16 protein-coding genes are annotated in these 21,281 nt (G+C 67.4%); 11 read left to right on the top strand and 5 right to left on the bottom strand.

Going from position 1 to position 21,281, the window contains the following annotated elements; translation table 11 throughout:
• Window positions 1–98 precede the first annotated feature (98 nt).
• The 4 genes from AC1VV3_RS12075 to AC1VV3_RS12090 all read left to right on the top strand — a co-directional run bounded on the left by AC1VV3_RS12075 (window position 99) and on the right by AC1VV3_RS12090 (window position 6,871).
• Window positions 99–1,529, top strand: a complete 1,431-nt coding sequence (locus AC1VV3_RS12075) for a glycoside hydrolase family 43 protein (protein WP_134093938.1) — start codon at window positions 99–101, stop codon at window positions 1,527–1,529.
• 194 nt (window positions 1,530–1,723) lie between these two features.
• Complete coding sequence (locus AC1VV3_RS12080; RefSeq protein WP_482961865.1) at window positions 1,724–4,327, top strand: TonB-dependent receptor; 2,604 nt, start codon at window positions 1,724–1,726, stop codon at window positions 4,325–4,327.
• 153 nt (window positions 4,328–4,480) lie between these two features.
• Window positions 4,481–6,586, top strand: a complete 2,106-nt coding sequence (locus AC1VV3_RS12085; RefSeq protein ID WP_482961866.1) for an MGH1-like glycoside hydrolase domain-containing protein — start codon at window positions 4,481–4,483, stop codon at window positions 6,584–6,586.
• Between the two features lie 129 nt (window positions 6,587–6,715).
• Entirely contained in the window at window positions 6,716–6,871 is a 156-nt protein-coding gene (locus AC1VV3_RS12090; RefSeq protein ID WP_166675212.1) for a hypothetical protein, read from the top strand.
• Window positions 6,872–6,892: 21 nt separating this feature from the next.
• Here the strand turns inward: AC1VV3_RS12090 and AC1VV3_RS12095 are convergent, their stop codons facing one another.
• Window positions 6,893–8,983, bottom strand: coding sequence for a protein-disulfide reductase DsbD family protein (locus AC1VV3_RS12095; RefSeq protein ID WP_482961867.1), 2,091 nt, complete (start codon window positions 8,981–8,983; stop codon window positions 6,893–6,895).
• A 97-nt stretch (window positions 8,984–9,080) separates the two neighbouring features.
• Between AC1VV3_RS12095 and AC1VV3_RS12100 the strand changes: the two genes are divergently transcribed.
• Together AC1VV3_RS12100 and AC1VV3_RS12105 are read left to right on the top strand one after the other, a co-directional pair.
• Window positions 9,081–10,784, top strand: coding sequence for an alkaline phosphatase family protein (locus AC1VV3_RS12100; RefSeq protein ID WP_482961868.1), 1,704 nt, complete (start codon window positions 9,081–9,083; stop codon window positions 10,782–10,784).
• Window positions 10,781–12,025 (top strand): FAD-dependent monooxygenase, encoded by a 1,245-nt coding sequence (locus AC1VV3_RS12105; protein ID WP_482961869.1) that lies wholly within the window; start codon window positions 10,781–10,783, stop codon window positions 12,023–12,025. The genes AC1VV3_RS12100 and AC1VV3_RS12105 overlap by 4 nt, the downstream gene beginning before the upstream one ends.
• 183 nt (window positions 12,026–12,208) lie before the next feature.
• Here the strand turns inward: AC1VV3_RS12105 and AC1VV3_RS12110 are convergent, their stop codons facing one another.
• Genes AC1VV3_RS12110 through hemC form a run of 3 tightly spaced genes read right to left on the bottom strand, consistent with a single transcriptional unit; the run spans window position 12,209 to window position 14,772 of the window.
• On the bottom strand, window positions 12,209–13,159 hold the full coding sequence (locus AC1VV3_RS12110) for a hypothetical protein (RefSeq protein WP_132268343.1): 951 nt from the start codon (window positions 13,157–13,159) through the stop codon (window positions 12,209–12,211).
• Window positions 13,160–13,178: 19 nt separating this feature from the next.
• The gene (locus tag AC1VV3_RS12115; protein WP_482961870.1) at window positions 13,179–13,886 is read right to left on the bottom strand and encodes a uroporphyrinogen-III synthase; all 708 of its coding nucleotides are present in this window, start codon (window positions 13,884–13,886) and stop codon (window positions 13,179–13,181) included.
• A gap of 7 nt (window positions 13,887–13,893) precedes the next feature.
• Window positions 13,894–14,772, bottom strand: a complete 879-nt coding sequence (gene hemC / locus AC1VV3_RS12120) for a hydroxymethylbilane synthase (RefSeq protein ID WP_482962098.1) — start codon at window positions 14,770–14,772, stop codon at window positions 13,894–13,896.
• A gap of 126 nt (window positions 14,773–14,898) precedes the next feature.
• Here hemC and tsaD point away from each other — a divergent pair, with 126 nt between their 5' ends.
• From tsaD to AC1VV3_RS12145, 5 genes are all read left to right on the top strand, one after another.
• Window positions 14,899–15,933, top strand: a complete 1,035-nt coding sequence (tsaD, locus tag AC1VV3_RS12125; protein ID WP_482961871.1) for a tRNA (adenosine(37)-N6)-threonylcarbamoyltransferase complex transferase subunit TsaD — start codon at window positions 14,899–14,901, stop codon at window positions 15,931–15,933.
• Window positions 15,930–16,946: an NAD(P)H-dependent glycerol-3-phosphate dehydrogenase gene (locus AC1VV3_RS12130; RefSeq protein WP_482961872.1), complete on the top strand. Its 1,017-nt coding sequence runs from the start codon at window positions 15,930–15,932 to the stop codon at window positions 16,944–16,946. Before tsaD ends, AC1VV3_RS12130 begins: the two co-directional genes overlap by 4 nt.
• Complete coding sequence (locus tag AC1VV3_RS12135) at window positions 16,943–18,466, top strand: lipopolysaccharide biosynthesis protein (protein WP_243654366.1); 1,524 nt, start codon at window positions 16,943–16,945, stop codon at window positions 18,464–18,466. Before AC1VV3_RS12130 ends, AC1VV3_RS12135 begins: the two co-directional genes overlap by 4 nt.
• A gap of 86 nt (window positions 18,467–18,552) precedes the next feature.
• Entirely contained in the window at window positions 18,553–19,275 is a 723-nt protein-coding gene (locus AC1VV3_RS12140) for an OmpA family protein (protein WP_132268351.1), read from the top strand.
• A gap of 216 nt (window positions 19,276–19,491) precedes the next feature.
• Window positions 19,492–20,109: a hypothetical protein gene (locus AC1VV3_RS12145; protein ID WP_482962099.1), complete on the top strand. Its 618-nt coding sequence runs from the start codon at window positions 19,492–19,494 to the stop codon at window positions 20,107–20,109.
• 94 nt (window positions 20,110–20,203) lie between these two features.
• On the opposite strand, the gene AC1VV3_RS12150 is transcribed toward AC1VV3_RS12145, so the two are convergent.
• The gene (locus AC1VV3_RS12150) at window positions 20,204–21,148 is read right to left on the bottom strand and encodes a complex I NDUFA9 subunit family protein (RefSeq protein ID WP_132268353.1); all 945 of its coding nucleotides are present in this window, start codon (window positions 21,146–21,148) and stop codon (window positions 20,204–20,206) included.
• Between the last annotated feature and the right edge of the window lie 133 nt (window positions 21,149–21,281).

The following is a 21,281-nucleotide window of genomic DNA, read 5'->3' on the forward strand; positions in this document are numbered from 1 at the left end:
ACCTGACGGCACCCCGGTCCCCCGATCGGGGTGCCCTTTTTTCCTATCGCCGGACAGAGTGACCGGCGCCACGAATCAAGAATCTCGGAGAGGATGACATGAACTTTTCCCTTTCGCGCCGCACCTTCGCGGCCAGCGCCGCCCTTCTGCCCATCGCCTGTTCTAAGGCGGGCGACAGCGCCCTCGGCGGCGATGACAAGGCGGCCGTGACCGACCCGCTCAAAGGCCCGATCAATCCGCTGGTGAAGAACCGCGCGGATTCGCAGGTCTTCCGCCACGAGGACGGCAACTACTACCTCACCGGCTCGGTCCCCGAGTACGACCGCCTGATCCTGCGCCGCTCGAAGACGCTGGCCGGCCTCGCCACCGCCGAGGAACGCGTGCTCTGGCGCCATGAAAAGACCGGACCGATGTCCGGCTTCCTCTGGGCGCCCGAACTGCACCTCGTCGACGGCAAGTGGGTGATGTACTTCGCAGCCGGCCCCAGCGGCGGCGGCGAGGACGTGTTCCGCATCCGCACTTACGCCATCGTCTGCGACGGTTCCGACCCGATGACCGGCAAGTGGTCGGTCCTGGGCGAATTCAAGATGCCGTGGGACAGCTTCAACCTCGATTCCACCAGCTTCGTGCACAAGGGCCAGCGCTACTTCGCATGGGCCCAGCGCGAAGAGGGCATCGACACCAATTCGAACCTCTACCTCGCGCCGATGAAGGACGCGCTGACCCTCTCGGCCGAGCCCGTGCGCCTCACCGTGCCGACGCTCGACTGGGAAACCCGCGCCTACAAGGTGGCAGAGGCCCCGGCAGTGCTCGTCAAGAACGGCCGCCTGTTCATGACCTACTCGGCCAGCGGCACCGGTGCCGTCTATTGCCTCGGCATGCTGACGATCGACGAGAACGCGAACCTCATGGACCCCAAGGCCTGGACCAAGTCGCAGAAGCCGGTCTTCGCGACCAACGTGGAAACCTCGGTCTACGGCCCCGGCCACAACAGCTTCACGGTGGACGAGCACGGCAACGACATCCTCGTCTACCACGGCCGCGACTACGAGAAGATCGAAGGCGACCCGCTGCTCAACCCCGATCGCCACACCCGCGTCCAGCGCATCTACTACGATGCCAAGGGTGCGCCGGACTTCGGCGTCCCGGTCGGCAACGGCGCTCTGCCCGAACGCTTCACGCCTGCGGTGCGCCGCGACGTGATGCTCAGCCATGACGGCACCAAACTGGCCCTCGCCGCCAATGCGCCGCTGCCGCAGACCCAGTTCCGCGAGATCGCCGGTGCCGACGGCGCCGTCCAGCTCTCGCCGATCCTCCTGCGCGACCACGGCTTCAAGGCCGGCCAGGACGGCACCGTTACCCTGGCCCCGCTCGGCAGCGCGGACCTGTTCCTGCGTGAGGCGGGCGAAGCGAAGGGCACCGTTCGCTTCGTGTCCAAGTCCGATTCGTCAAAGGCGCTCGCCTTCGCCGGCGACACCGTGAAGCTGACCGACAAGAAAGACCCGGCAACGAGCTGGATTGCCGGTTAATCAGACAAGAAAACACACAATCCCGCCCGGAAACAGCAGGTTCCGGGCGGGTCTGCGACCATTCTGCCACACCTCTCCGAGCTTTTTGACAAGCCTCCCGCATTTCCGCTTGCAACGCATTAGTCAGACTAATAATTAGTCCGAGTAATTTGAAGGGGCATGGTATGGGCCAGCCCCCATGGGAGGGTTGATCCATGGCACTCAAGCCATTCGCATTCTGCACCGCATCCGTCTTCGCACTGAGCCTTGCCACCGTCGCACAGGCCCAGGACACGGTTGCCGCCCAATCCGACGATCAGCCTGCGCAGACCGAAGAGATCATCGTCACCGGCGTTCGTGCGTCGCTGGCGAGTGCGCAGCGCATCAAGGAAAACTCGATCCAGATCGTCGACTCGATCGTCGCTCAGGATATCGGCAAGCTGCCCGACAACACCGTGTCCGACGCGCTTCAGCGCGTGACCGGCGTTCAGGTGACCCGCGGCGCGGGCGAAGCCGGCACCGTGCTCATTCGCGGTCTGCCGAACACCGCCACGCTGCTTAACGGCCGCGAAGCCTTCACTGGCGTCAACCGCGGCGTTTCGCTGCAGGACATCCCGGCCGAACTGCTTGCCGGTGTCGACGTCTACAAGACCAGCACCCCCGATCTCGTCGAAGGCGGCGTTGCCGGCGTCATCGACGTGCGTCTGCGCCGTCCGTTCGACTTCAACGGCCTGGAGATCGCTGGCGGCGGCCGTGCGGTCTATTCCGACCAGTCCGACAAGTGGGGCTACCTCGGCAGCGCGCTCGTCAGCGATCGTTGGGATACCCCGATCGGCGAAATGGGCCTGATGCTTTCGGCCTCGTATAACCGTCGCCGCTTCGAGGACAACACCGCGTTCGACTTCGTCTCGAACCCGATCGCCGATCCCGCCACCGGCAACATGGTTGGCGTGCCCGACACCGTGGGCGGCCTCTACACCAATGGCGACCGCAAGCGCATGGCGTACAACGGTTCGTTCCAGTGGCGTCCCGCGCCGAACCTCGAAGTCTATGTCGACGGTCTCTACACCCAGTACAAGAACCGCTACGACACCGACTTCTTCGTCGGTCTGCCGAAGGCCGGCAACGTCACCTCCGTCACCCCCAATCCTGACTACCCGGCGCTGGCCGATGGCGTGACGGTCAATGACGCCTACACGATCACCAGCAACCAGGCGTACAAGGACAAGACCACCACCTACCAGATCAACGGTGGCCTCAAGTTCGATGCCGACGACTTCACGACGATCACGACCGAGCTGACGTACAACCGCAGCAAGATCAAGAATCGCAACATGATCGTCGACACGTCGTTCAACGCACCGACGGCCGTTTACCAGTTCGACGTCGGCGGTACGCCGAACATCGACATCCAGGGCGTTGACCTTACCGATCCCGCCAACTTCACGCTGCGCACGCTGTTCGACAACCACAGCGTCGCAATCAGCAAGCAGTGGGCATGGCGCGCGGATCTCGAGCACCGCTTCGACGACGGTTTCCTGTCGGCGATCAAGGTCGGCGCTCGCTACACCAACCGCCACGTCAGTTCGCAGGCAACCGCTTCGGTCGGCCTTGCCGCCACGAACCCGGTGCTCGTCAGCACGCTTCCCGAAGATTTCTGGGATCTCTCGCCCAGCGGTCTCGTCAAGGGCAAGGCCGGCATCGGCACGTTCCTCGATGCCAACGGCGACTATCTGCTGAACAACAGCGACACCGTGCGTAGCTGGTTCGGTCAGCCGGCCGGCGATCGTCCCTACACGCCCGAACTCGCGTTCTTCGACGTTGAAAAGACCTACGCCTTCTACGGTCAGGCTGCCTATCGTTTCGACATCGGTTCGATGCCGGTTGACGGCGTGGTCGGCGCCCGCGTGGTCAACACCGTGCAGAACCTTGCCGGTAATGGCGTCGACAGCAAGCAGAACTACCTGAACATCCTGCCGAGCATCAACATCCGCTTCGGTCTGGCCGATAACCTGAAGCTGCGCCTGGCAGCGGGCAAGACCATCACGCGTCCGAACTTCGGCGATCTCAACCCGCTCGTGACGTACGTTCCCAGCGGCACGACCGGCAACCAGGGCTATGCCGGCACGGGCAGCGGCGGTAACCCCAACCTCGCGCCGATCAAGTCGGACGCCTATGACGCGACGCTGGAATACTACATCAGCAACAATGCGTCGGTTACGGCAGCGGCATTCTACCGCAAGTTCGACAATTACATTCAGACCTACTCGGCTCCTGAACTCTACCAGGGCCAGGACTGGCTGGTTACCCGTCCCCGCGGCGTGGAAGGTACGCTCAAGGGCATCGAACTGGCCTACCAGCAGTTCTTCGACTTCCTGCCGGGGCCGCTCGGTGGCTTGGGTGCGCAGATCAACGGCACCTACATCGAAGGCAAGAACGACGATCCGATCAACGGCGGCACGCAGCGCCTCGTCAACGTGTCGAAGTATTCGTACAACCTCGTGGCGATCTACGAGAAGTACGGCGTCTCGGCGCGCCTGGCCTACAACTGGCGTTCGAGCTTCGTCGACAGCTACAACTCGGGCGGCACCCAGGCGAGCACCATCGTCGCCGACCCGACCGGCCAGCTCGACTTCTCGATGAGCTACGATGTCACGCCGGCCCTGACGGTCACCTTCGATGCGACCAACATCACCGACCGTACCTACCAGGATCGCTTCAAGGGTCTGAACTCGCTCACGGGCGTTTACACCAGCACCCCGCGCGACACGCGTACTTACGACCGCACTTTCGAAGTGGGTGCGCGCTTCAAGTTCTAACCTGACAAGGCAGGCCGCGGTGCACGCCATTCCGCGTCGCGGTCCGCCATGGGCGGCCGTTCCTCCGGGCTCCTCTCCCAACCAGGCCCGGAGGACGGCCGCCTTATTATTTTCGGCACCTGCTGACGCTCGCCAGACCATGAAGGGGTAACGATGCGCGGAAACTTCCGGACGATCCTCGCCACCGCGGCATTTCTTGCGTGCGGGGCCAGCCCGCCGCCCGCCGCATCTTCCCAGGCTTCTGCTGCTGCTGCTGCCGGTAATTCCGGTCTCGGCGCTTCCGTGGCTCCGGCGGCTTCCCCGAAGCTCGACGCCGCCGCCATCGCCAAGGCCCGCTTCGGCAACGATGCCGCCTGGTACGAGCAGCGCATTCCCTTCTTCGAAAGCGCCGATCCCAAGATCGACGCTGTCTATTACTATCGCTGGGGCCTGTTCCGGGCCCACCAGCGCGACCTAGGCGCGCAGGGCTACGTCACCACCGAATTCGCCGACGACGTGGATTGGCAGCGTGAGCCCTATGCCAGCCTCAACGATGCCAGCGGCTTCCACATCGCCGAGGGACGCTGGCTGAACGACCGCCGGTTCACCGACGACTACGTCAATTTCATGTACGAGGGCGGCAACGACCGCCACTTCACCGACCACATGGCGGACTCCGTCTGGGGCCGCTATCTCGTGGACGGTGACCGTGCGGCGGTGCTGGCCCACCTCAAGACGATGCGCCACATCTACCGCCTGTGGGACGAGAAGTTCGACTTCACCAAGGGCCTCTATTTCGTCGAGCCGCTGCTCGATGCCACCGAGTACACCGTCTCCTCGATCGACGCCTCGGGCGGCAAGGACGGCTTCCGGGGCGGCGATTCCTTCCGGCCCTCGGTCAACAGTTACATGTTCGCCAATGCCCGCGCCTTGTCGCGCATGGCGGAAATGGCGGGCGACACGGCCATGGCCAGGGAATATGCCGACCGCGCCCAGGCCTTGCGCACGCGCGTGCTGGCAGACTTGTGGAGCCCGAAGCTGGGCCACTTCGTCGATCGCTATCAGGTCGATAACGAGCACGTGAAGTACTGGGACCAGATCCGCAATCGCGAGCTGGTGGGCTATCTGCCCTGGATGTTCGACCTGGTGCCGGACGATGCGAAGTATTCCCAGGCCTGGGCGCATCTGCTCGATCCCGCGTCCCTGGGGGGCAAGGCCGGAATGCGGACCGTCGAACAGAATTACGAATACTACATGCGGCAGTACCGCTATCTCGGCACCGCGCCCGAGTGCCAGTGGAACGGCCCGATCTGGCCCTATCAGACGACGCAAGTGCTGACCGGCATGGCCAACCTGCTCGATCACTACGACGAGCATGGCCCGGTGACGCGCAGCGACTACATGCGCCTGCTGCGCCAATATACGCAGATGCACTATCAGGGAGAGGGCAGGAGCGCGCGCCTCGACCTCGAAGAGGACTATCACCCCGAGACCGGCAAGCCGATCGTCGGGCTGGACCGCAGCCATCATTATTTCCATTCCGGCTATCTCGATCTGGTGATGACCGGCCTGGTCGGCATCCGTCCGCGCGCGGACGACGTGCTGGAAGTGAACCCGCTCCTTCCGGCGGCGAACGACGCCCAGGCGCTGGGCTGGTTCCACATCGAGCGCGTGCCCTATCACGGGCACGAGGTCTCGGTGACCTGGGACGCGGATGGCAGGCGTTATGGCCGCAAGGGGCTGACCATCGCCGTGGACGGGGCCGAAGTCGCGCATCGCGGCGACCTCGGCCGGATCGAGGTGCCGCTCACGCGCAAGGCCAACGCGCCGGTCCTGCGTGAGACGAACCTGGCGGTGCAGCTTGTGCGGGGCAACTTCCCCAAGGCCAGCGCGTCTTCCGGAACCGAGGCGGAGAAGCTCCACGACGGCATCGACGGCCGTGCCTGGTTCTATCCCGAACTACCCAATGGCTGGGATTCCGCCGCCGGCGCGAGCGAGCAGTGGTATGCCGTGGACTTCGGCAAGTCGGTCACGCTGGGTGCCACCGAACTGGCGTTCTTTGCGGACGGCGGGAAGTTCGCGGCGCCGCGCAAGGTCCGGGTCGAAGCGTGGCGCGATGGGCGCTGGCAGGTCGTGGCGGCGCCCGCTGCCGCGCCGCTGGCGAACGGCGTCACGCGGCTGAGCTGGACGCCGGTGACGGCGGAGCGGATTCGCGTGGCCATGACGCCGGCGGGCGGGAAAGCGATCCGGCTTGCGGAACTCAAGGCTTTCGCACGCTGATTTCGTTTCTGGCGGGGTTTCCGACGAGGACGGCAAGTCCCGGAAAGCCCGCCGGAAATTTCTTTCGTTAACCCGGAAGAAACTGCCCTGCGCAAGCCGGAATTAACCGTCGGAGCGTCCCTTTGGGGCATGTCTCACGGCTATCCCTTCGCTTCGCTCGTCGCCGCCGCTTCGTGCTTCGTCGACTTTTCCCTGATGATGCCGGGCTGGCTGGCCGGGATCGCCGCCGCGCACATTGCCTGCGCGGTGCTGTTCATGGGCCTGTTCAAGCACGAGACCGGCTGAAGGCCGTTCCCGTGCCGGTAATCAGGCTCCGGCCTTGCCCGCCAGGAGTTCGGGCGTGAGCACTTGCGGCAGTTGCTCGGCCTTTCCGGCCCCGCCTGCATACCAGACGTAAAGCGGAACCCCGGCTGCGCCTTGCGCCGTCAGATAGCGCGTGATTTCCGGGTCGCGCCGGGTCCAGTCGCCGCGCAGCACCACCACGCCCGCTTTCTCGAATGCGGCGCGGGTGTCCTCACGCTCGATGGCGACCTGCTCGTTGACCTTGCAGGTGAGGCACCAGTCGGCGGTCATCCACACGAACACCGGTTTGCCGGCGGCGCGTGCTTCGGCAAGGGCCTTTTCGCTGAAGGGCTTGGCTGCGAGCAGCGAGTCCGACGTCGCCGCGGGCGGGGCCGGGCGCGGCAGCACGACGAGCGCCAGCACCGCGAGGGCCGCGGCGATCAGGGCGGCGGCCCTGGCGGACTTGCCGCGGTGCTGCGCCCGGCCGGCAACGAAGAGCGCGGCCAGGACGAAGAGCAGGCCGACCAACGCTGCCAGAGCGAAGCCGGTTCCGCCGACTTTCCATGTCAGCCAGGCCAGCGCCAAGGCGGTCAGGCCCATGGGCAGCGCCATCCAGTAGCGGAATGTCACCATCCAGCGGCCCGGCCTGGGCATGCGCCTGCGCAGCGCCGGAATGAAGGCGACCGCCAGGAAGGGCAGGGCGATGCCGAGGCCGAGCGCGGCGAACAGGGTCATCGCGGGCAGCACCGGCAGCAGCAGCGCTGCGCCCATGGCGCTCGCCATGAAGGGGCCGGTGCAGGGCGTCGCGACGAAGGCTGCCAGAAGTCCGGTCGCGAAAGCGCCCCTGAAATGGCCGGGGCGCGCGGAGCCGGAGGAGGAACCGCTGGAAGACGGGCCGCCCGAGGCGAAGCCGGGCACGGTGAACTCGAACAGGCCCAGCAGATTGGCCGTGATGACGGCGGAGAGGAACAGCAGGCCGACGACGACCAGCGGCTCCTGCAGCTGGAAGGCCCAGCCGACCTGTTCGCCCCCTGCGCGCAAGGCCAGCAGCACGGCGCCGAGACCCAGGCAGGCGAGGATGACGCCCGCGGCATAGGCAAGCCCTTCGATCCGGGCATGCTGTTCGCTCTCGCCGGCACGGGCGAGACTGAGCGCCTTCAGGCTGAGAATCGGGAAGACGCAGGGCATGACGTTCAGCAGCAGCCCGCCCGCCAGCGCGGCCAGCAGCAGCAGCGGCAGGGACGGCAGTTCAGGTGCCGCGTCGTCGCTGGCCAGCGGCACGCCGCCGACAGGAACCGTGCCCGGGGCGGCGGAGAAGGCGATGCCGTCGCCGGCTGCATTGAGGCGCAGCACCCCGGTCAGCCGGTCCGTTCCGCGCGCGTCGAGCTTGGCGCGGGGCAGGGTGACGATCAGCATGTCGCCCTTCCAGGCGAATTGCTGCGCGCCGGCATAATCGATCAGCTTGTCCTCGCCCACGAAGACATGCGGCCCTTCCAGCGGAGTCGCGGCGGGCAGCGGAATGGCCAGGCGCACCGCGCGGTCATCGAGGCTGAAGGTTCCGGCAGCATCGAGCGGCGCGGGAAGGCGGCGCTGCCATTCGGCGAAGCGCGGGTCGGCCGGGGCGGAAGGGCCGGTCGCAACCGGCACTTCCACGGCGAGATCGGCCTGTTCGGGCACGCAGATCTGCTCGGTGCAGGCCAGCCACTGTGCGCGGACATGCACGGGAATCCGGCTTCCCGGCGCTGCCCCGGCCGGCACCGTGAACGGCACCAGGACCGCATAGTCGCTTTCATAGACATGGTTCATCAGGCCGGAGACCACCAGCGTCTGCGGCACCGGATAGCGCGGCGCGCCCGTCCGGGCGCCGTCCGGCAATGTCCAGTCGAGCTGCATGCCCAGCCCCGCGTCGCCCGGGTTGGACCAGTAGCCGTGCCAACCTTTCTCGGGCGTCATGTGAATGGCGATGGTCGTTTCGCCGCCGGGCGCGGCGGCAGGGCCCGCCACCAGTTCGGCGGCGATGTGCGGTGCAGCGGCCCGCGCGGCGAGCGGCATGAGTACGAGCGCCAGCATCTGACACATGAGTGCCACAAACAGGCTATAGCGGCGCTTTTCCATGAAACTCCCGTGCGTTGGGCGGCGCTTGCGTCATTCGCGCATTCCAGACATCGCTGCATCTGCGCCGATTGTGCCGACATTTCAAGGAAGACCCCCGATGCGCCTGCTCTCCTCGTCGCTTGCCCCGCTGGCCCTGATCGCGGCTCTGGCCGTTTCGGCCCCCGCCACGGCGCAGGAAGCACCGGCCGCTCCCGCGCCATCCGCCGCCACTTCCGACGCCCCTTCGGCCGTCTCGCCGCAGGGTCAGCCGAAGCTGATCGTTGCGGTTTCGGTGGACCAGTTCTCGGCAGACCTCTTCGCCCAGTACCGCGAGCACTTTACCAAGGGCTTCACCCGGCTGCTGCAAGGTGCTGTCTTCGCCTCGGGCTTCCAGTCGCATGCCGCCACCGAAACCTGCCCCGGCCACTCCACACTGCTGACCGGCGTGCACCCCTCGCGCACGGGCATCACTGCGAATTCCTGGTTCATGCCGGGCATCGGCCGCGCCGAGAAGGAAGTCTACTGCGTCGAGGACGAGACCAACCCGAAATCGACGCCGGACAAGCCGGTGGTCAGCGCCGCGCACCTCAAGGCGCCGACGCTGGGCGACCTCATGAAGAAGCGCAACCCGAAGACCATCAATGCCGCCGTTTCCGCCAAGGACCGTGCTGCCGTGATGATGAGCGGGCATGACACCGATGCCGTCTACTGGATCGGTCCCAAGGGTTTCACCACGTTCGAGAATCGCAAGATCACCAAGGCTGTCGAAGCCGAGAACGCGGTCATGGCCAGGCGCGTTGCCGCGGGTGACGGCGCTCTGCCGGTGCCGGGCTGGTGCGGCAATGTAGACCGCGCGACGCCGATCAAGGACTTCACCATCGGCACCTATCGCTTCCCGCTGGCCGCGGGCGACTTCAATGCCTACTCCAACGGCCCGCGCATCGATACCGCCACTGCCGAAATGGCCGTGCGCATGGTCGACGAACTGGGCATGGGCAAGGATGCCGTGCCCGACGTGCTGTCGGTCAGTTTCTCGGCCACTGACAAGGTCGGCCATGCCTTCGGTACCGAGGGCGTGGAAATGTGCATCCAGATGAACGTGCTGGACGAAGCGCTGGCTACCCTGTTCGATGCCCTCGACGCGCGCGGGATCGACTACGAAGTCGTGCTCAGCGCCGACCATGGCGGCTTCGATGCGCCCGAACGGCAGAAGCTGCGCGGCAATCCCGATGCCGCCCGCATCGATCCGGCGCTCTCGGCAAAGGAACTGGCCGCTGCCGTTTCGCAGGAAACCGGCATTACCGTGAAGAACGGACCGTTGTTCTACGGTGCGGGCGAGGCGGGCAGCGTCTGGTTCTCGGCCGAACTGACGCCCGATCAGAAGCAGAAGGTCATGGCCGCGCTCGTCGCACGCCTGAAGACCAACCCGCAGATCGCCGCAGTCTACACGCAGGACCAGATCATGCAGTGGCCCGAGCCCAAGGGTAACCCGCAGGACTGGACCATGGAGCAGAAAGTCCGCGCCTCCTTCGTGCCCGGCCGCTCGGGCGAAGTGCAGATGCTGACCGTGCGCGGCGTGGTGCCGGGCAAGCCCGCGCCCTTCAAGGTCGCCTCGCACGGCAGCCCCTGGGATTACGACCGCCGGGTGCCGATGCTGTTCTGGCGCAAGGGCATGGTCGGCTTCGAACAGCCCACCCCGGTCGAGACCGTGGACATCGCGCCGACCCTGGCCGCAACCGTGGGCCTGACCGCGCCCGCCGGCACTTGGGACGGAAGGTGTCTCGACATCAACGCCGGAGAGGCCGATAGCTGCCGTCGATGAACGACTCTGCAGCGACGCAAGACCAAAAGGCGGAATACCGCGACCTGATCATCCTGGGCGGCGGCCTCGTCGGCATGACGCTGGCGCTTGCCGCGGCCCGGGCGGGTATCACCAGCCACGTCATCGACCGGGCTGACCCGGCCGACCTGACCGCCGAGGGCGCGGATGGCCGCGCCTCGGCCATCTCGACCGCGAGCTGGAACCTCTTCACGAATATCGGCCTAGCGCCCGCGCTGAAGAATCTCGGCTGCCCGATCGATTCGATCGCGGTCACCGATTCGATGAAGCCTGGCCGGATCGACTTCACGCCCAAGCCCGAGGAAGGCTCGCTGGGCCGCATGTTCGCCAACCGCGACTTGCGCCTCGCCCTCTTCGCCGCCGCGCGCGAGGAAAAGAACATCGCCTGGCACGTCCGCACCGAAGCGGTACGCCGGGATCGCGGCCCGCACGGGGTGGAAGTGGAACTGTCAGACGGCCGCGTGCTGAAGTCCAGCCTGCTGGTCGCCGCCGAGGGCCGCCAGTCGCCCACCCGCGACGAGGCCCGCTTTGCGCTCGCCAAGTGGGACTACAAGCACCGCGCCATGGTGACCGGGCTGTTCCACGAAAAGTCCCACGCCAACACGGCCTGGGAAATCTTCTATCCGGCCGGGCCTTTCGCCCTGCTGCCGCTGCTCGACGACGACCAGGGCCGCCACCGCAGCGCGCTCGTCTGGACGGTCGCGGAGAAGGATGCCGCGGGGATCATCGCGATGCCCGATGCCATGTTCCTCAACGAGGTGGAAAGCCGCATGCACGGCGTGCTCGGCAAGATCACCTTGTCCGCGCCGCGCGTGAGCTATCCCTTGCGTTTCCATCACGCCGGTCACGTCATCGACGAGCGGCTTGCGGTGATCGGCGACGCGGCCCACGGCATGCACCCGATTGCCGGGCAGGGGCTCAACCTCGGCCTGCGCGATGTGGGCGCCCTGGTGGAAGTGCTCACCGAGGGCATGCGCCTCGGGTTGGAGCCGGGCGACGCCCAGCTGCTGGCCCGCTATGAGAAGTGGCGCAGCCTCGATACGTTCATGGTCATGTCGGTCACCGATGGGCTGACCCGCCTGTTCGGCATTCCCGGCCGCCTGCCCAGCGCCGCGCGCCGTCTCGGCATGGGCGCGGTACAGCGCCTGCCCAGCCTCAAGCGCTTCTTCATGGACGAGGCGCGGGGCATGTCGGGCAAGCTGCCCGAGCTTCTGCAGGCATAGAAAGCGGACCTCCGCCTGCACTGTCGCTTGGATGAAGGGTGCAGCGAGAGGTTCGAGCCCGAAGAAACCACGTCATCCTGAAACAGGTTCGGGATGACGGGCGTGCGGAGGCGTCAGCCGTCCTTGCCGTGCGGGTCTTGCCGGTGCCGGATGCAGGAGAGCTTTCGCCCTCGCATCCAGACCTTATTCCGAAGGAACCGCTTCCGAGGCATCTGCCGAGGGCAGGTCGGTGGGCAGAACGCCCGGCGTCGCCAGCGGGCTGGGCTGGTCGACGGCCTGGCCTTCCGCGTCGGTGAGGCGGCGCGGTTCGAGCATGGCGGTGGTTTCCAGCAGGTTGAGCGCGTCCTGCACGTCCTGATAGCGGCGGGCGTCGGCGGTCCAGGTCTGCGCGGCCTGGGCATTGGGCAGGCGCTCGACTTCGCTGATGGCATTGGCGATGCGGCGGGCCGAGAGCATCAGGCGGGCGCGGTCGATGCGGGCCGTGGGCGTCAGCAGGGTCGAGGATTCGCGGCGCACCACGAAGAGGCTGGACAGTTCGCGGCGGGCCTTCTGCCACAGGCTTTCGTCGCTCTGGCTTTCGCTCAATTCGGGCGAGAGCGCCTCGAGGCGAGCGGAAAGCTCATCGATGGTGACCGGATTCTTCGAAAACTCGATCACCGTCTGGACGGCGCGGGGCTGGGCATTGGTGAAGCGCAGGCGGAGCTGGTCGGCCACGTAGCTGAGCGGTTCCCCGCGATCGACCATGCGGCGCGCGGCGAAGGCGATCAGCAACCCTTCGGCGCGGGCGGCATTGCCGGAAGCGGCGTCGGTCTGGAAATCGATCCGCGAAATGCGGTCCTCGATCAGCGCAAGGCGGCCTTCCACCGAGCTGAGCGAGGAAAGCTGCTCTGGCGAGGCAGGTGCGGTGGCGGCCGGCAGGGCAGGCACCGGAGCGGCCGTCGGCTGCGTTTCGGGCTGCGGCGCGGCCGGGTCTGCGGCGCGCTGCGGCAGGATCTTGTCCAGCAGCCCGTCCTGCGCGGCCCAGACGACGAGCGCCCCGCCCAGCAGGAAGGCGATGAATGCCACGAAGAACAGGCCCCCGCGCGAACGCGGACGCGAGATTGGAGAAGGCTGCGGCGAGGTGAAGTCCTGCATCAAGTGTGGTTCTGTCAGTTTACGATCCCGAGGGGAAGCCTTGGCACATCTCTTCGGCCAAGGCCAGCAGCGCGGCGTCATTGGCGGCGGCGGCGCAGCGCACGGCAGCCCAGCCCTCGCCGGTCCGCGCGATGAGGCGCGGACCTATGATGGCAAGCGCGATCCGCGTCCGCGGGAGTGAAAGCCGGCGGCATTCGGAGGCGAAATGCGCGGCGGCTTCGCCCGAATGCAGCAGGACGAGCGCCGGGTCCTGCAGCAGGCGGGCCAGTTCGGCGGGCATGGACAGCGCCTCGCTGGCGTAGACCTCGCGCGTGGCCATGGTGCAGGGCGCGGGAAGCGCGAGGTCCACCCGCTCGCGCCCGGCCAGGCGCAGCAACCTGCGGTGACCGGGATCCAGCTGCGCCATGACCGACTGCAATCCGCCGCGCGCGACCCGCACCACGTCCAATCCGGCCTGCCGCGCGGCTGCGGCCGTCGTTTCGCCCACGGCATAGGCGGGCAGGCCGCGATAGTCCGCCAGCGCCGGTCCGGCCTGCCGCATGGCATTGGCGCTGCCGATCAGTATCGCATCGACCTCTTCGCGCGGGACCGGATGCCAGTCCAGCGGGACGATCTCGAACAGCGGAAATCCGCGGGCATCCAGACCCTGCCGGCTTGCCGCCGCGACCGTCGCCGCCCCGCCCGGCTCGGGGCGGATGACGATGACGGGCAGGCGCGGGGCGCTCATGAGGGAGTCAGGCCGGTCCGGCGAAGTGGACGGCGATGGCGGGAACCGCGCGGGCCAGCAGGTCTGCCGCCAGGCGTGCGGGGCCTTTGGGATCGTCCATGGCAAAGCGGGCCGCGCCCTCCACCCGTTCCGCGCCGTCGGGGCTGTAGAGCGCCGCCCGCATCGTCAGCCCATCGCCGTCAAGCCGGGTGAGCACGGCGATGGGGCTGTGGCAATTGCCGCCGAGCCCGGCCAGCAAGGCGCGTTCGGCCAGGACGGAGGCGCGGCTCTCGCCGTGGTCGACCGCCGCAAGAAAGCCGAGCGTGCGCGCATCGTCTGCGCGGCACTCGATCATGATCGCGGCCTGCGCAGGGGCAGGGAGCCAGTCTTCCTCGTCAAGGGGATGGCCGGTGCCGGTTTCGCCCAGGCGATTGAGCCCGGCGGCGGCCAGGAAGGTGGCATCGGCCTCTCCCGCCGCCAGCTTGGCCAGCCGGGTGGCGACATTGCCGCGGAACGTCACCACCGTGCAGTCGGGCCGGGCGTGGAGCAGCTGGGCGGCGCGGCGCGGCGCGCTCGTGCCCACCACCGCGCCTTGCGGCAGCGCGCGGATGCTCTCGGCGCCCACCAGCACGTCGCGCACATCCTCTCGCGGGAGGATGGCGCCGATGGTGAAGGCTGCGGGGCGAATCGTCTCGACATCCTTGGCCGAATGGACCGCGAAATCGATCTCTCCGGCGGCGAGCCAGGCGTCCAGCTCCTTCGTCCACAGGGCCTTGCCGCCTATTTCCGCCAAAGCGCGGTCCTGGATGCGATCCCCGCTGGCGGTGACGGCAACGATCTCTATATGCGCAGGATCGATTCCGTGTGCCGCGGCCAACCGGTCGCGCGCTTCCTCAGCCTGAGCCATCGCCAGCGGCGACCGACGGGTACCGAGGCGGAAGCCATGTTTTTGCGTGTCTGTTTGCGTCGTCATCGGCGGGTTGTGCTACCCGTCAATGTCGTCCAGTGGAAGGGTCGTTCAGGGAAAGTTGAAATGCGTACGGTACTGGGCATCGAAAGCTCGTGCGACGAGACGGCGGCGGCACTGGTAACCAGCGACCGCACGATCCTCGCCCAGCGCATCGCCTCGCAGGATGAGGCACACCGGCCCTATGGCGGCGTCGTGCCCGAAATCGCCGCGCGCGCGCACTCGGAGCGGATCGCGCCCTTGATCGAGGCGACCCTGACCGATGCCGGCATGACGCTTGACGACGTGGACGCGATCGCCGCCACCGCAGGCCCCGGCCTGATCGGCGGGGTGATGGTGGGGCTCGTCACGGCCAAGGCCCTGGCGATGGCCACCGGCAAGCCGCTGATCGCGGTCAACCACCTGGAAGGCCACGCCCTTTCGCCGCGCCTGGGCGACGGCGCGCTCGAATATCCCTACCTCCTGCTGCTGGTGTCCGGCGGGCACTGCCAGATCCTGCTGGTCGAAGGCGTGGGCAGGTTCCGCCGCCTCGCCACCACCATCGATGACGCGCTGGGCGAGGCTTTCGACAAGTCTGCCAAGTTGCTCGGTCTCGGCTATCCGGGCGGTCCGGCCATGGAACGACTGGCGCTGGAGGGCGACGCGAAGAAGGTGCCGCTGCCGCGTCCGCTCAAGGGGTCGGAGGAACCGCACTTCTCCTTCGCCGGGCTCAAGAGCGCGGTGATGCGCGCCAAGCAGTCCGGTCAATATGCCGATGCCGATATCGCCGCTTCCTTCCAGCAGGCGGCCATCGATTGCCTGATCGACCGGACGCGCCGGGCGCTGGCCTCGGTCGGCCCGCTCAACGCGCTGGTCGTTGCCGGCGGCGTCGCGGCGAACAAGGCGATTCGCGGCGCGCTCGAAGCGCTGGCGGCCGAGCATGATCTCGATTTCGTGGCCCCGCCGCTTGGCCTCTGCACCGACAATGCGGCGATGATCGCCTGGGCGGGCGTCGAGCGCTTCGCCATGGGCCAGTCCGACCCGCTCGATGTTGCCGCGCGCCCGCGCTGGCCGCTCGACCCGGATGCGGAAACCGTGCGCGGCGCCGGAGTGAAGGCATGAGCGGCTTCGAAAAGACGCGCGTCGGCGTGATCGGCGCGGGCGCCTGGGGTACCGCGCTGGCGCAGTCGCTGGCCGGGGACGGCAGCGACGTGCTGCTCTGGGCGCGCGAGCCGGAACTGACCGCGCGCATCAATGCGGAGCGGCGCAACGACCTCTATCTGCCGGGCGCGGCATTGGCCGACAGCGTCCGGGCCACTTCGGACCTTGCCGAACTGGCGGCCCTGCCGGTGCTGTTGGCGGTCGTGCCGGCGCAGTTCCTGGGCGGCGTGCTCTCGCAGCTTCCCGCCCTGGGCTTTTCCGGTGATCTCGTGCTTTGTGCCAAGGGCATCGAGGCAGGCAGCGGCCGCCTCATGGCCGAGGTTGCCGCGCAGGCAGTGCCCGGCTGCCCGATCGCCGTGCTGTCCGGCCCGACTTTCGCGCATGAAGTGGCGGCCGGCCTGCCCACCGCGGTCACGCTCGCCTGTTCGGGCGGGCAGGCGCAGTGGCAGCGCCTTTCGCCCGTCATCGCGCGGCCGGCGCTGCGTCCTTATTATTCCGACGATGTCATCGGCGCCGAAATCGGCGGCGCGGTGAAGAACGTGCTGGCGATTGCCTGCGGCGTCGTCGAAGGCCTGAAGCTCGGCCAGAACGCCCGTGCCGCGCTGATCGCGCGCGGCTACGCGGAAATGCTGCGCTTCGGTCTTGCGCGCGGGGCCCGGGCGGAAACGCTGTCGGGTCTCTGCGGCCTTGGAGATCTCGTGCTGACCTGTTCCTCTACCTCCAGTCGCAATTTCTCGCTGGGCCTTGCGCTCGGACAGGGGCTGACCGCGGCCGAGGCGCTTTCCGGCAAGAATTCGGTGGCCGAAGGCGCCGCGACTGCCCCCGTGCTGGCCGACATCGCCCGGCGCGACGGTATCGAGATGCCGATCGCCGAAGCCGTGTGCCGCCTGCTGGAAGGCAAGGCCCCGGCCAGCGACGTGGTGGTGCAGATCCTCGCCCGTCCGCTTCGCGCCGAGCAGGAGCCGCTTTCTTGACCGACGGTATCGTGACCCGCACCGCGGCGGAACAGGCAAGCAAGGAACACGACGATATTGCCGCGCTGGCCAAGGGCGGCCGGACCAATCTCTTCGGGTTCTTCCTGCGCCTTGCCGCGCGCATCCCCTTCCTGTTCATCGCCGGTCGCGCCTCGGTCTACGGTCCGGCGGCGCTGGGACGTTTCGCATCGGCGCTGGTGGTGATCGAGCTGACCTCGATGATCTGCACCATGGGCGAGAAGCGCGGCCTGGCGCAGCGCCTTTCCGATACCGAGGGGCAGGTCCATCCGGCCAATGTGATCGCGGACGGCATGATCATCGCGGTGATCGCCTCTTGCGCGGCATCGCTGTTCTTCTGGCTGGTGCCGGCGCCGATGTTCCCCGGCGGGCACTATACCCAGATCGACCGGTTGATGGTGATCGCCATCCTGCCGCTGACCATGACCGAGATCTGGCTGGCGGCGCTGGCCTACCGACTGCGAGTGACGCCCACTGTGTGGTCGCGCGCCATCGTCGAGCCCTGGGTCATCTCGATCCTGGCAGGCGCGATGATCTGGATCGCGCCGGAAAGCGGCCTGTCCATCGCCTATATCGGCTCGATCTTCGCGGCGGCGGTGATGGCCTTCATTCCCTTCTTCCGCGAATATGGCCTGCCGCAGGGCTGGCGCCCGCGCCCGCGCCAGATGCAGAAGCTGGCCGTGCGATCGCTGCCGATCGCGCTTGCCGACACGATCGAATGGGGCACGCGCCGCGTGGACCTCTTCCTGCTCGGCTTCCTGGCTCCCGCCGCGGCGGTGGGCGTCTATTATGCCGCGCAGCAGGTCGCCAGCCTGCCGCAGAAGCTGAAGACCAGCTTCGAGCCGGTGCTGGGACCGGTCATCACCCGCAACCTGAAGGAAAAGGACTACGCCGCGATCGCGCGGCAGGTCTGCCAGGTCGGCTTCTGGATCACGGCGGCACAGGCGGGCATTGCCCTGGCGCTGGGCATACCGGGCGAGGGCGTGATGGGGCTGGTCGGCCGTGAATTCGTGGGCGGCACGGGCGCGCTGGTGTTCCTGCTCGCTGCCGAAGTGGTGGCGGCGACCGCAGTGGTGAGCGAGGCCGCGCTCGTCTACGTCGCCCGCATGCGCAACCTCGTCGTCTCGGTCCTGACCATCGCCCTGCAGGCGGTGCTGACCCTGGGCGGCATTCTGGCCATGCAGAAGCTGGGCTACAACTCGCTGTTCCAGGCGGCCACGGCCGCGGCGGCACTGATGCTGGCGCTGGGCTTCGCGTCGCTGGTCAAGTCGAAGATGCTGGCGGATTTCCTGAAGGAACCGATCAACAACTGGCGCTGGGCGCTGGTCTGGGCGGCGGCGCCGGCGGTGGTGCTGGGCTATCTGGCCACGCAGTTCCTGCCGGAGTGGGCGGAACTGGCCTTCGGCATTCCGGCCATCCTGGGCTCCTACTTCCTGGTGATCTGGAAGAAGGCATTCGGCCCGGAAGACCGAAAGCTGTTCCAGAAAACCAAGACGGCGTGACGGTCTGCGGCATTTTCCTGGATTTTCGTGTCTTTTCGGCCCGAGAGGCGTTTCCGCCGCGTTCGAAATTGCTCTAGGCTAAGGCCATGAATCCCCGTCGCGCCTCCATCGTTGCCGCCGGTGCCGTGTTTTGCCTGGCGCTGTCCTTTGTCGCTACCCGGGTGCGGGGGCCGGTCTTCATCGGCCAGCTCGAACGCGAGGCGGAAGCCGTGCGCGACCAGGCCGGCGGTCCCGGCGTCGATCTCGCCTTTCGCGACCGCTATGGCTGGCTGACCCGGCACCCGGTGCTGTCGGGCGGCGAAAGCCTCAATTCCGAAACCCGCAAGCGCGTGGCGGCCGCCGTGGCCGGCGTGCCAGGGATCGGCGGCATATCCTGGTCGAGCGAGGGTGACGGCGATGCCACCAAGCTGCGCTGCCAGGACGATGTCGAGGCGATCCTGGCCAGTCGCTCCATCCGCTTCACCGAGGCCAGCGCGCGGATCGACCCGGTCAGCGAGCGTCTGCTGGACGAAGTGGCGAAAGCCCTGCGCCCCTGCGTTGGCAGCATCATCGCCGTGACCGGCCATACCGATGCTTCCGGCAATCCCGCGGCGAACCGGGCGCTCTCGCTGGCGCGGGCGGAATCGGTGCGCTGGGGGCTGGTCGGCCGGGGCATTCCCGCCGACGGCTTGCGCGCCTCGGGCGTGGGATCGAAGACCCCGATCGAGGGGCTGGATCCGCTCGACCCCGCCAATCGCCGCATCGAATTCTCGGTCATCGCCTCCGCGCCGGTCAAGCCGACGCCGATCGACACGCCAGGACCGGAATGAGGACGCCCGGAATGAGGGCGGCCGGAATGATGAGGTCCGGAATGAATGGCATCGCCACCGGCGCAGGCCGGGCCGCCGCCAGGGTGCAAATTACGATGAAAGGAGCCGCCGATGCCGCTATGGCTTGAAATGGCCGTTTCGGTGCTGCTGACCTACATGGCAGGTTTCGGCATCGGCTGGCTGGTGTGGAACCGGAAGGGATAAGTTGTGGTGGAAATGATTTCGGCCAATTGGCTGATATTCGTCGTCGCGTTGCTGGTCGGCATCGCGATTGCCTACTGGCTGTTTGCGCGCGCCTCCAAGCCCGCGCCGCGCCAGCATCGGCCCGACGTGCTGGACGAAGGCGCTGCGCCCGCCCAGCGTAACCAGGCCCTGATAGACGATGCGCCGCCCGCCGCGCAGTTCACCGCGCCTGTCCACATCGATCCGCCCGCCATGGCCGGAACGATGGCCGGCATCGGCGAAGTGATCGCCGTGGCCGCGCAAGAGGAAGTCGATGCGGCGAAAACGCCGCCGCAGACGATCGCTGCCGAGCCGGAGGCGGCCCCTGCTCCCGCAGCTCCCGCTCCTGCTGCCGCCCAGGACGCTCCTGCCGAAGGTGATGACTTGCGCAAGATCAAGGGTCTCGGACCCAAGATGCTCACGCTCCTCCATGCCCTGGGCATCACCCGCTTCGCGCAGATCGCCGCCTGGACCGATGCAGACCTGGACGAGCTGGACGGCAAGCTGGGCGCTTTTGCCGGCCGCCCCCGCCGCGACAGCTGGGTGGAACAGGCCCGCATGCTCTCGGCCGGCGATACCGGCGCTTACGAGGAGAAGTTCGGCAAGCTCTGAGCTTGTAGAACGCCACGAAAAAGGGGGCGGGAAGTCAGACTTCCCGCCCCCTTTTTTCTGTCCGGCCGGCGTGTGCCGTTCGGCCTTTGGCCGATCAGGCGGCCTTGACGCCGAAGCGGCCGTGGTTGCGGAACGGCATCATCCAGCGGTCGAGGAACAGCTCCAGCGGGCGCGGCGTGATGCCGAGCTGGGCGAAGCCGGGGAGGGTGCCGCTTGCGACATTGCCGGCCTTGAGCAGCTTGAGCTGGTCGCCGCTGATCGGGGTGCCCGGCAGGGCGGCGATCAGGCCGGAAACGCCGTCGGGCAGCTCCGCGAAGCTGCGGTTGCGACAGGCGGCCTGGGCGATGCGCTTGTTGAGGTCGATCATCGAGATCACCTCGGGGCCGGCGATCTCGAAGGTCTTGCCGCCGTGCACTTGCGGCGCACCCAGCGTTTCCGCGACGGCCAGGGCCACGTCGTCCACGAAGACCGGCTGGAGCTGGGCCTGCGGTGCGAAGACCGGCAGGACCGGCAGGCGCGAAACGAGGTTGCCGAACATCATCACGAAATTGTCGTCCGGGCCGAACATGACCGAGGGACGCAGGATCGTGGCGGCGGGGAAGGCGGCGAGCACGGCCTTTTCGCCCTCGGCCTTGGTGCGGGCATAAGCGACGCTCGAAGAAGCGTCGGCGCCAATGGCCGAGATGTGAACGAAGGCAGCGGCGCCGGCGGCCTTGGCGGCGGCGGCGATGCGGCCTGCGCCTTCACCCTGAACGGCGTCGAGATTGCCGGTGAAGGCGCCCACCAGGTTCACCACCGCGTCCGATCCGGCCAGAACGGCGGCCAGCGATTCGGGCTTGGTCACGTCGACACCCGCGAACTGCACCTGGCCAAGGTTGCCAAGCAGCTTGAGGGCGTAGGACTTCTTGGGGCTGCGGCTGGCGATACGCAGGCGCGCACCGCGTGCGAGCAGTTCCTGGGCGACATGCTTGCCGACGAAGCCGCTGCCGCCCAGCAGCGTGACGATCTTGCCGTAAAGAGGGTCGGTAGCTTGGCTCATGATAAGAACGGGTCCTTCAGCGTGGCGCAGGCGCGGCTGAAGGAAGAGTAAGCCGCCTGCGCCGGTTTCGCGCACGATAAGCGCCCTTGGCACAAGGCCGGTTCCCGAGCAACCGGGCGGAGGCTCCGGAAGG

The sequence above is a fragment of the Novosphingobium sp. BL-S-34 genome, from assembly GCF_056857015.1.

What these genes read in the sequence shown, in the direction of transcription:
- AC1VV3_RS12075 (WP_134093938.1), top strand. Translation starts at nt 99, where the DNA reads ATGAACTTTTCCCTTTCGCGCCGCACCTTCGCGGCCAGCGCCGCCCTT.
- AC1VV3_RS12080 (WP_482961865.1), top strand. Translation starts at nt 1,724, where the DNA reads ATGGCACTCAAGCCATTCGCATTCTGCACCGCATCCGTCTTCGCACTG.
- AC1VV3_RS12085 (WP_482961866.1), top strand. Translation starts at nt 4,481, where the DNA reads ATGCGCGGAAACTTCCGGACGATCCTCGCCACCGCGGCATTTCTTGCG.
- AC1VV3_RS12090 (WP_166675212.1), top strand. Translation starts at nt 6,716, where the DNA reads ATGTCTCACGGCTATCCCTTCGCTTCGCTCGTCGCCGCCGCTTCGTGC.
- AC1VV3_RS12095 (WP_482961867.1), bottom strand. Translation starts at nt 8,983, where the DNA reads ATGGAAAAGCGCCGCTATAGCCTGTTTGTGGCACTCATGTGTCAGATG.
- AC1VV3_RS12100 (WP_482961868.1), top strand. Translation starts at nt 9,081, where the DNA reads ATGCGCCTGCTCTCCTCGTCGCTTGCCCCGCTGGCCCTGATCGCGGCT.
- AC1VV3_RS12105 (WP_482961869.1), top strand. Translation starts at nt 10,781, where the DNA reads ATGAACGACTCTGCAGCGACGCAAGACCAAAAGGCGGAATACCGCGAC.
- AC1VV3_RS12110 (WP_132268343.1), bottom strand. Translation starts at nt 13,159, where the DNA reads ATGCAGGACTTCACCTCGCCGCAGCCTTCTCCAATCTCGCGTCCGCGT.
- AC1VV3_RS12115 (WP_482961870.1), bottom strand. Translation starts at nt 13,886, where the DNA reads ATGAGCGCCCCGCGCCTGCCCGTCATCGTCATCCGCCCCGAGCCGGGC.
- hemC (WP_482962098.1), bottom strand. Translation starts at nt 14,772, where the DNA reads ATGGCTCAGGCTGAGGAAGCGCGCGACCGGTTGGCCGCGGCACACGGA.
- tsaD (WP_482961871.1), top strand. Translation starts at nt 14,899, where the DNA reads ATGCGTACGGTACTGGGCATCGAAAGCTCGTGCGACGAGACGGCGGCG.
- AC1VV3_RS12130 (WP_482961872.1), top strand. Translation starts at nt 15,930, where the DNA reads ATGAGCGGCTTCGAAAAGACGCGCGTCGGCGTGATCGGCGCGGGCGCC.
- AC1VV3_RS12140 (WP_132268351.1), top strand. Translation starts at nt 18,553, where the DNA reads ATGAATCCCCGTCGCGCCTCCATCGTTGCCGCCGGTGCCGTGTTTTGC.
- AC1VV3_RS12145 (WP_482962099.1), top strand. Translation starts at nt 19,492, where the DNA reads ATGATTTCGGCCAATTGGCTGATATTCGTCGTCGCGTTGCTGGTCGGC.
- AC1VV3_RS12150 (WP_132268353.1), bottom strand. Translation starts at nt 21,148, where the DNA reads ATGAGCCAAGCTACCGACCCTCTTTACGGCAAGATCGTCACGCTGCTG.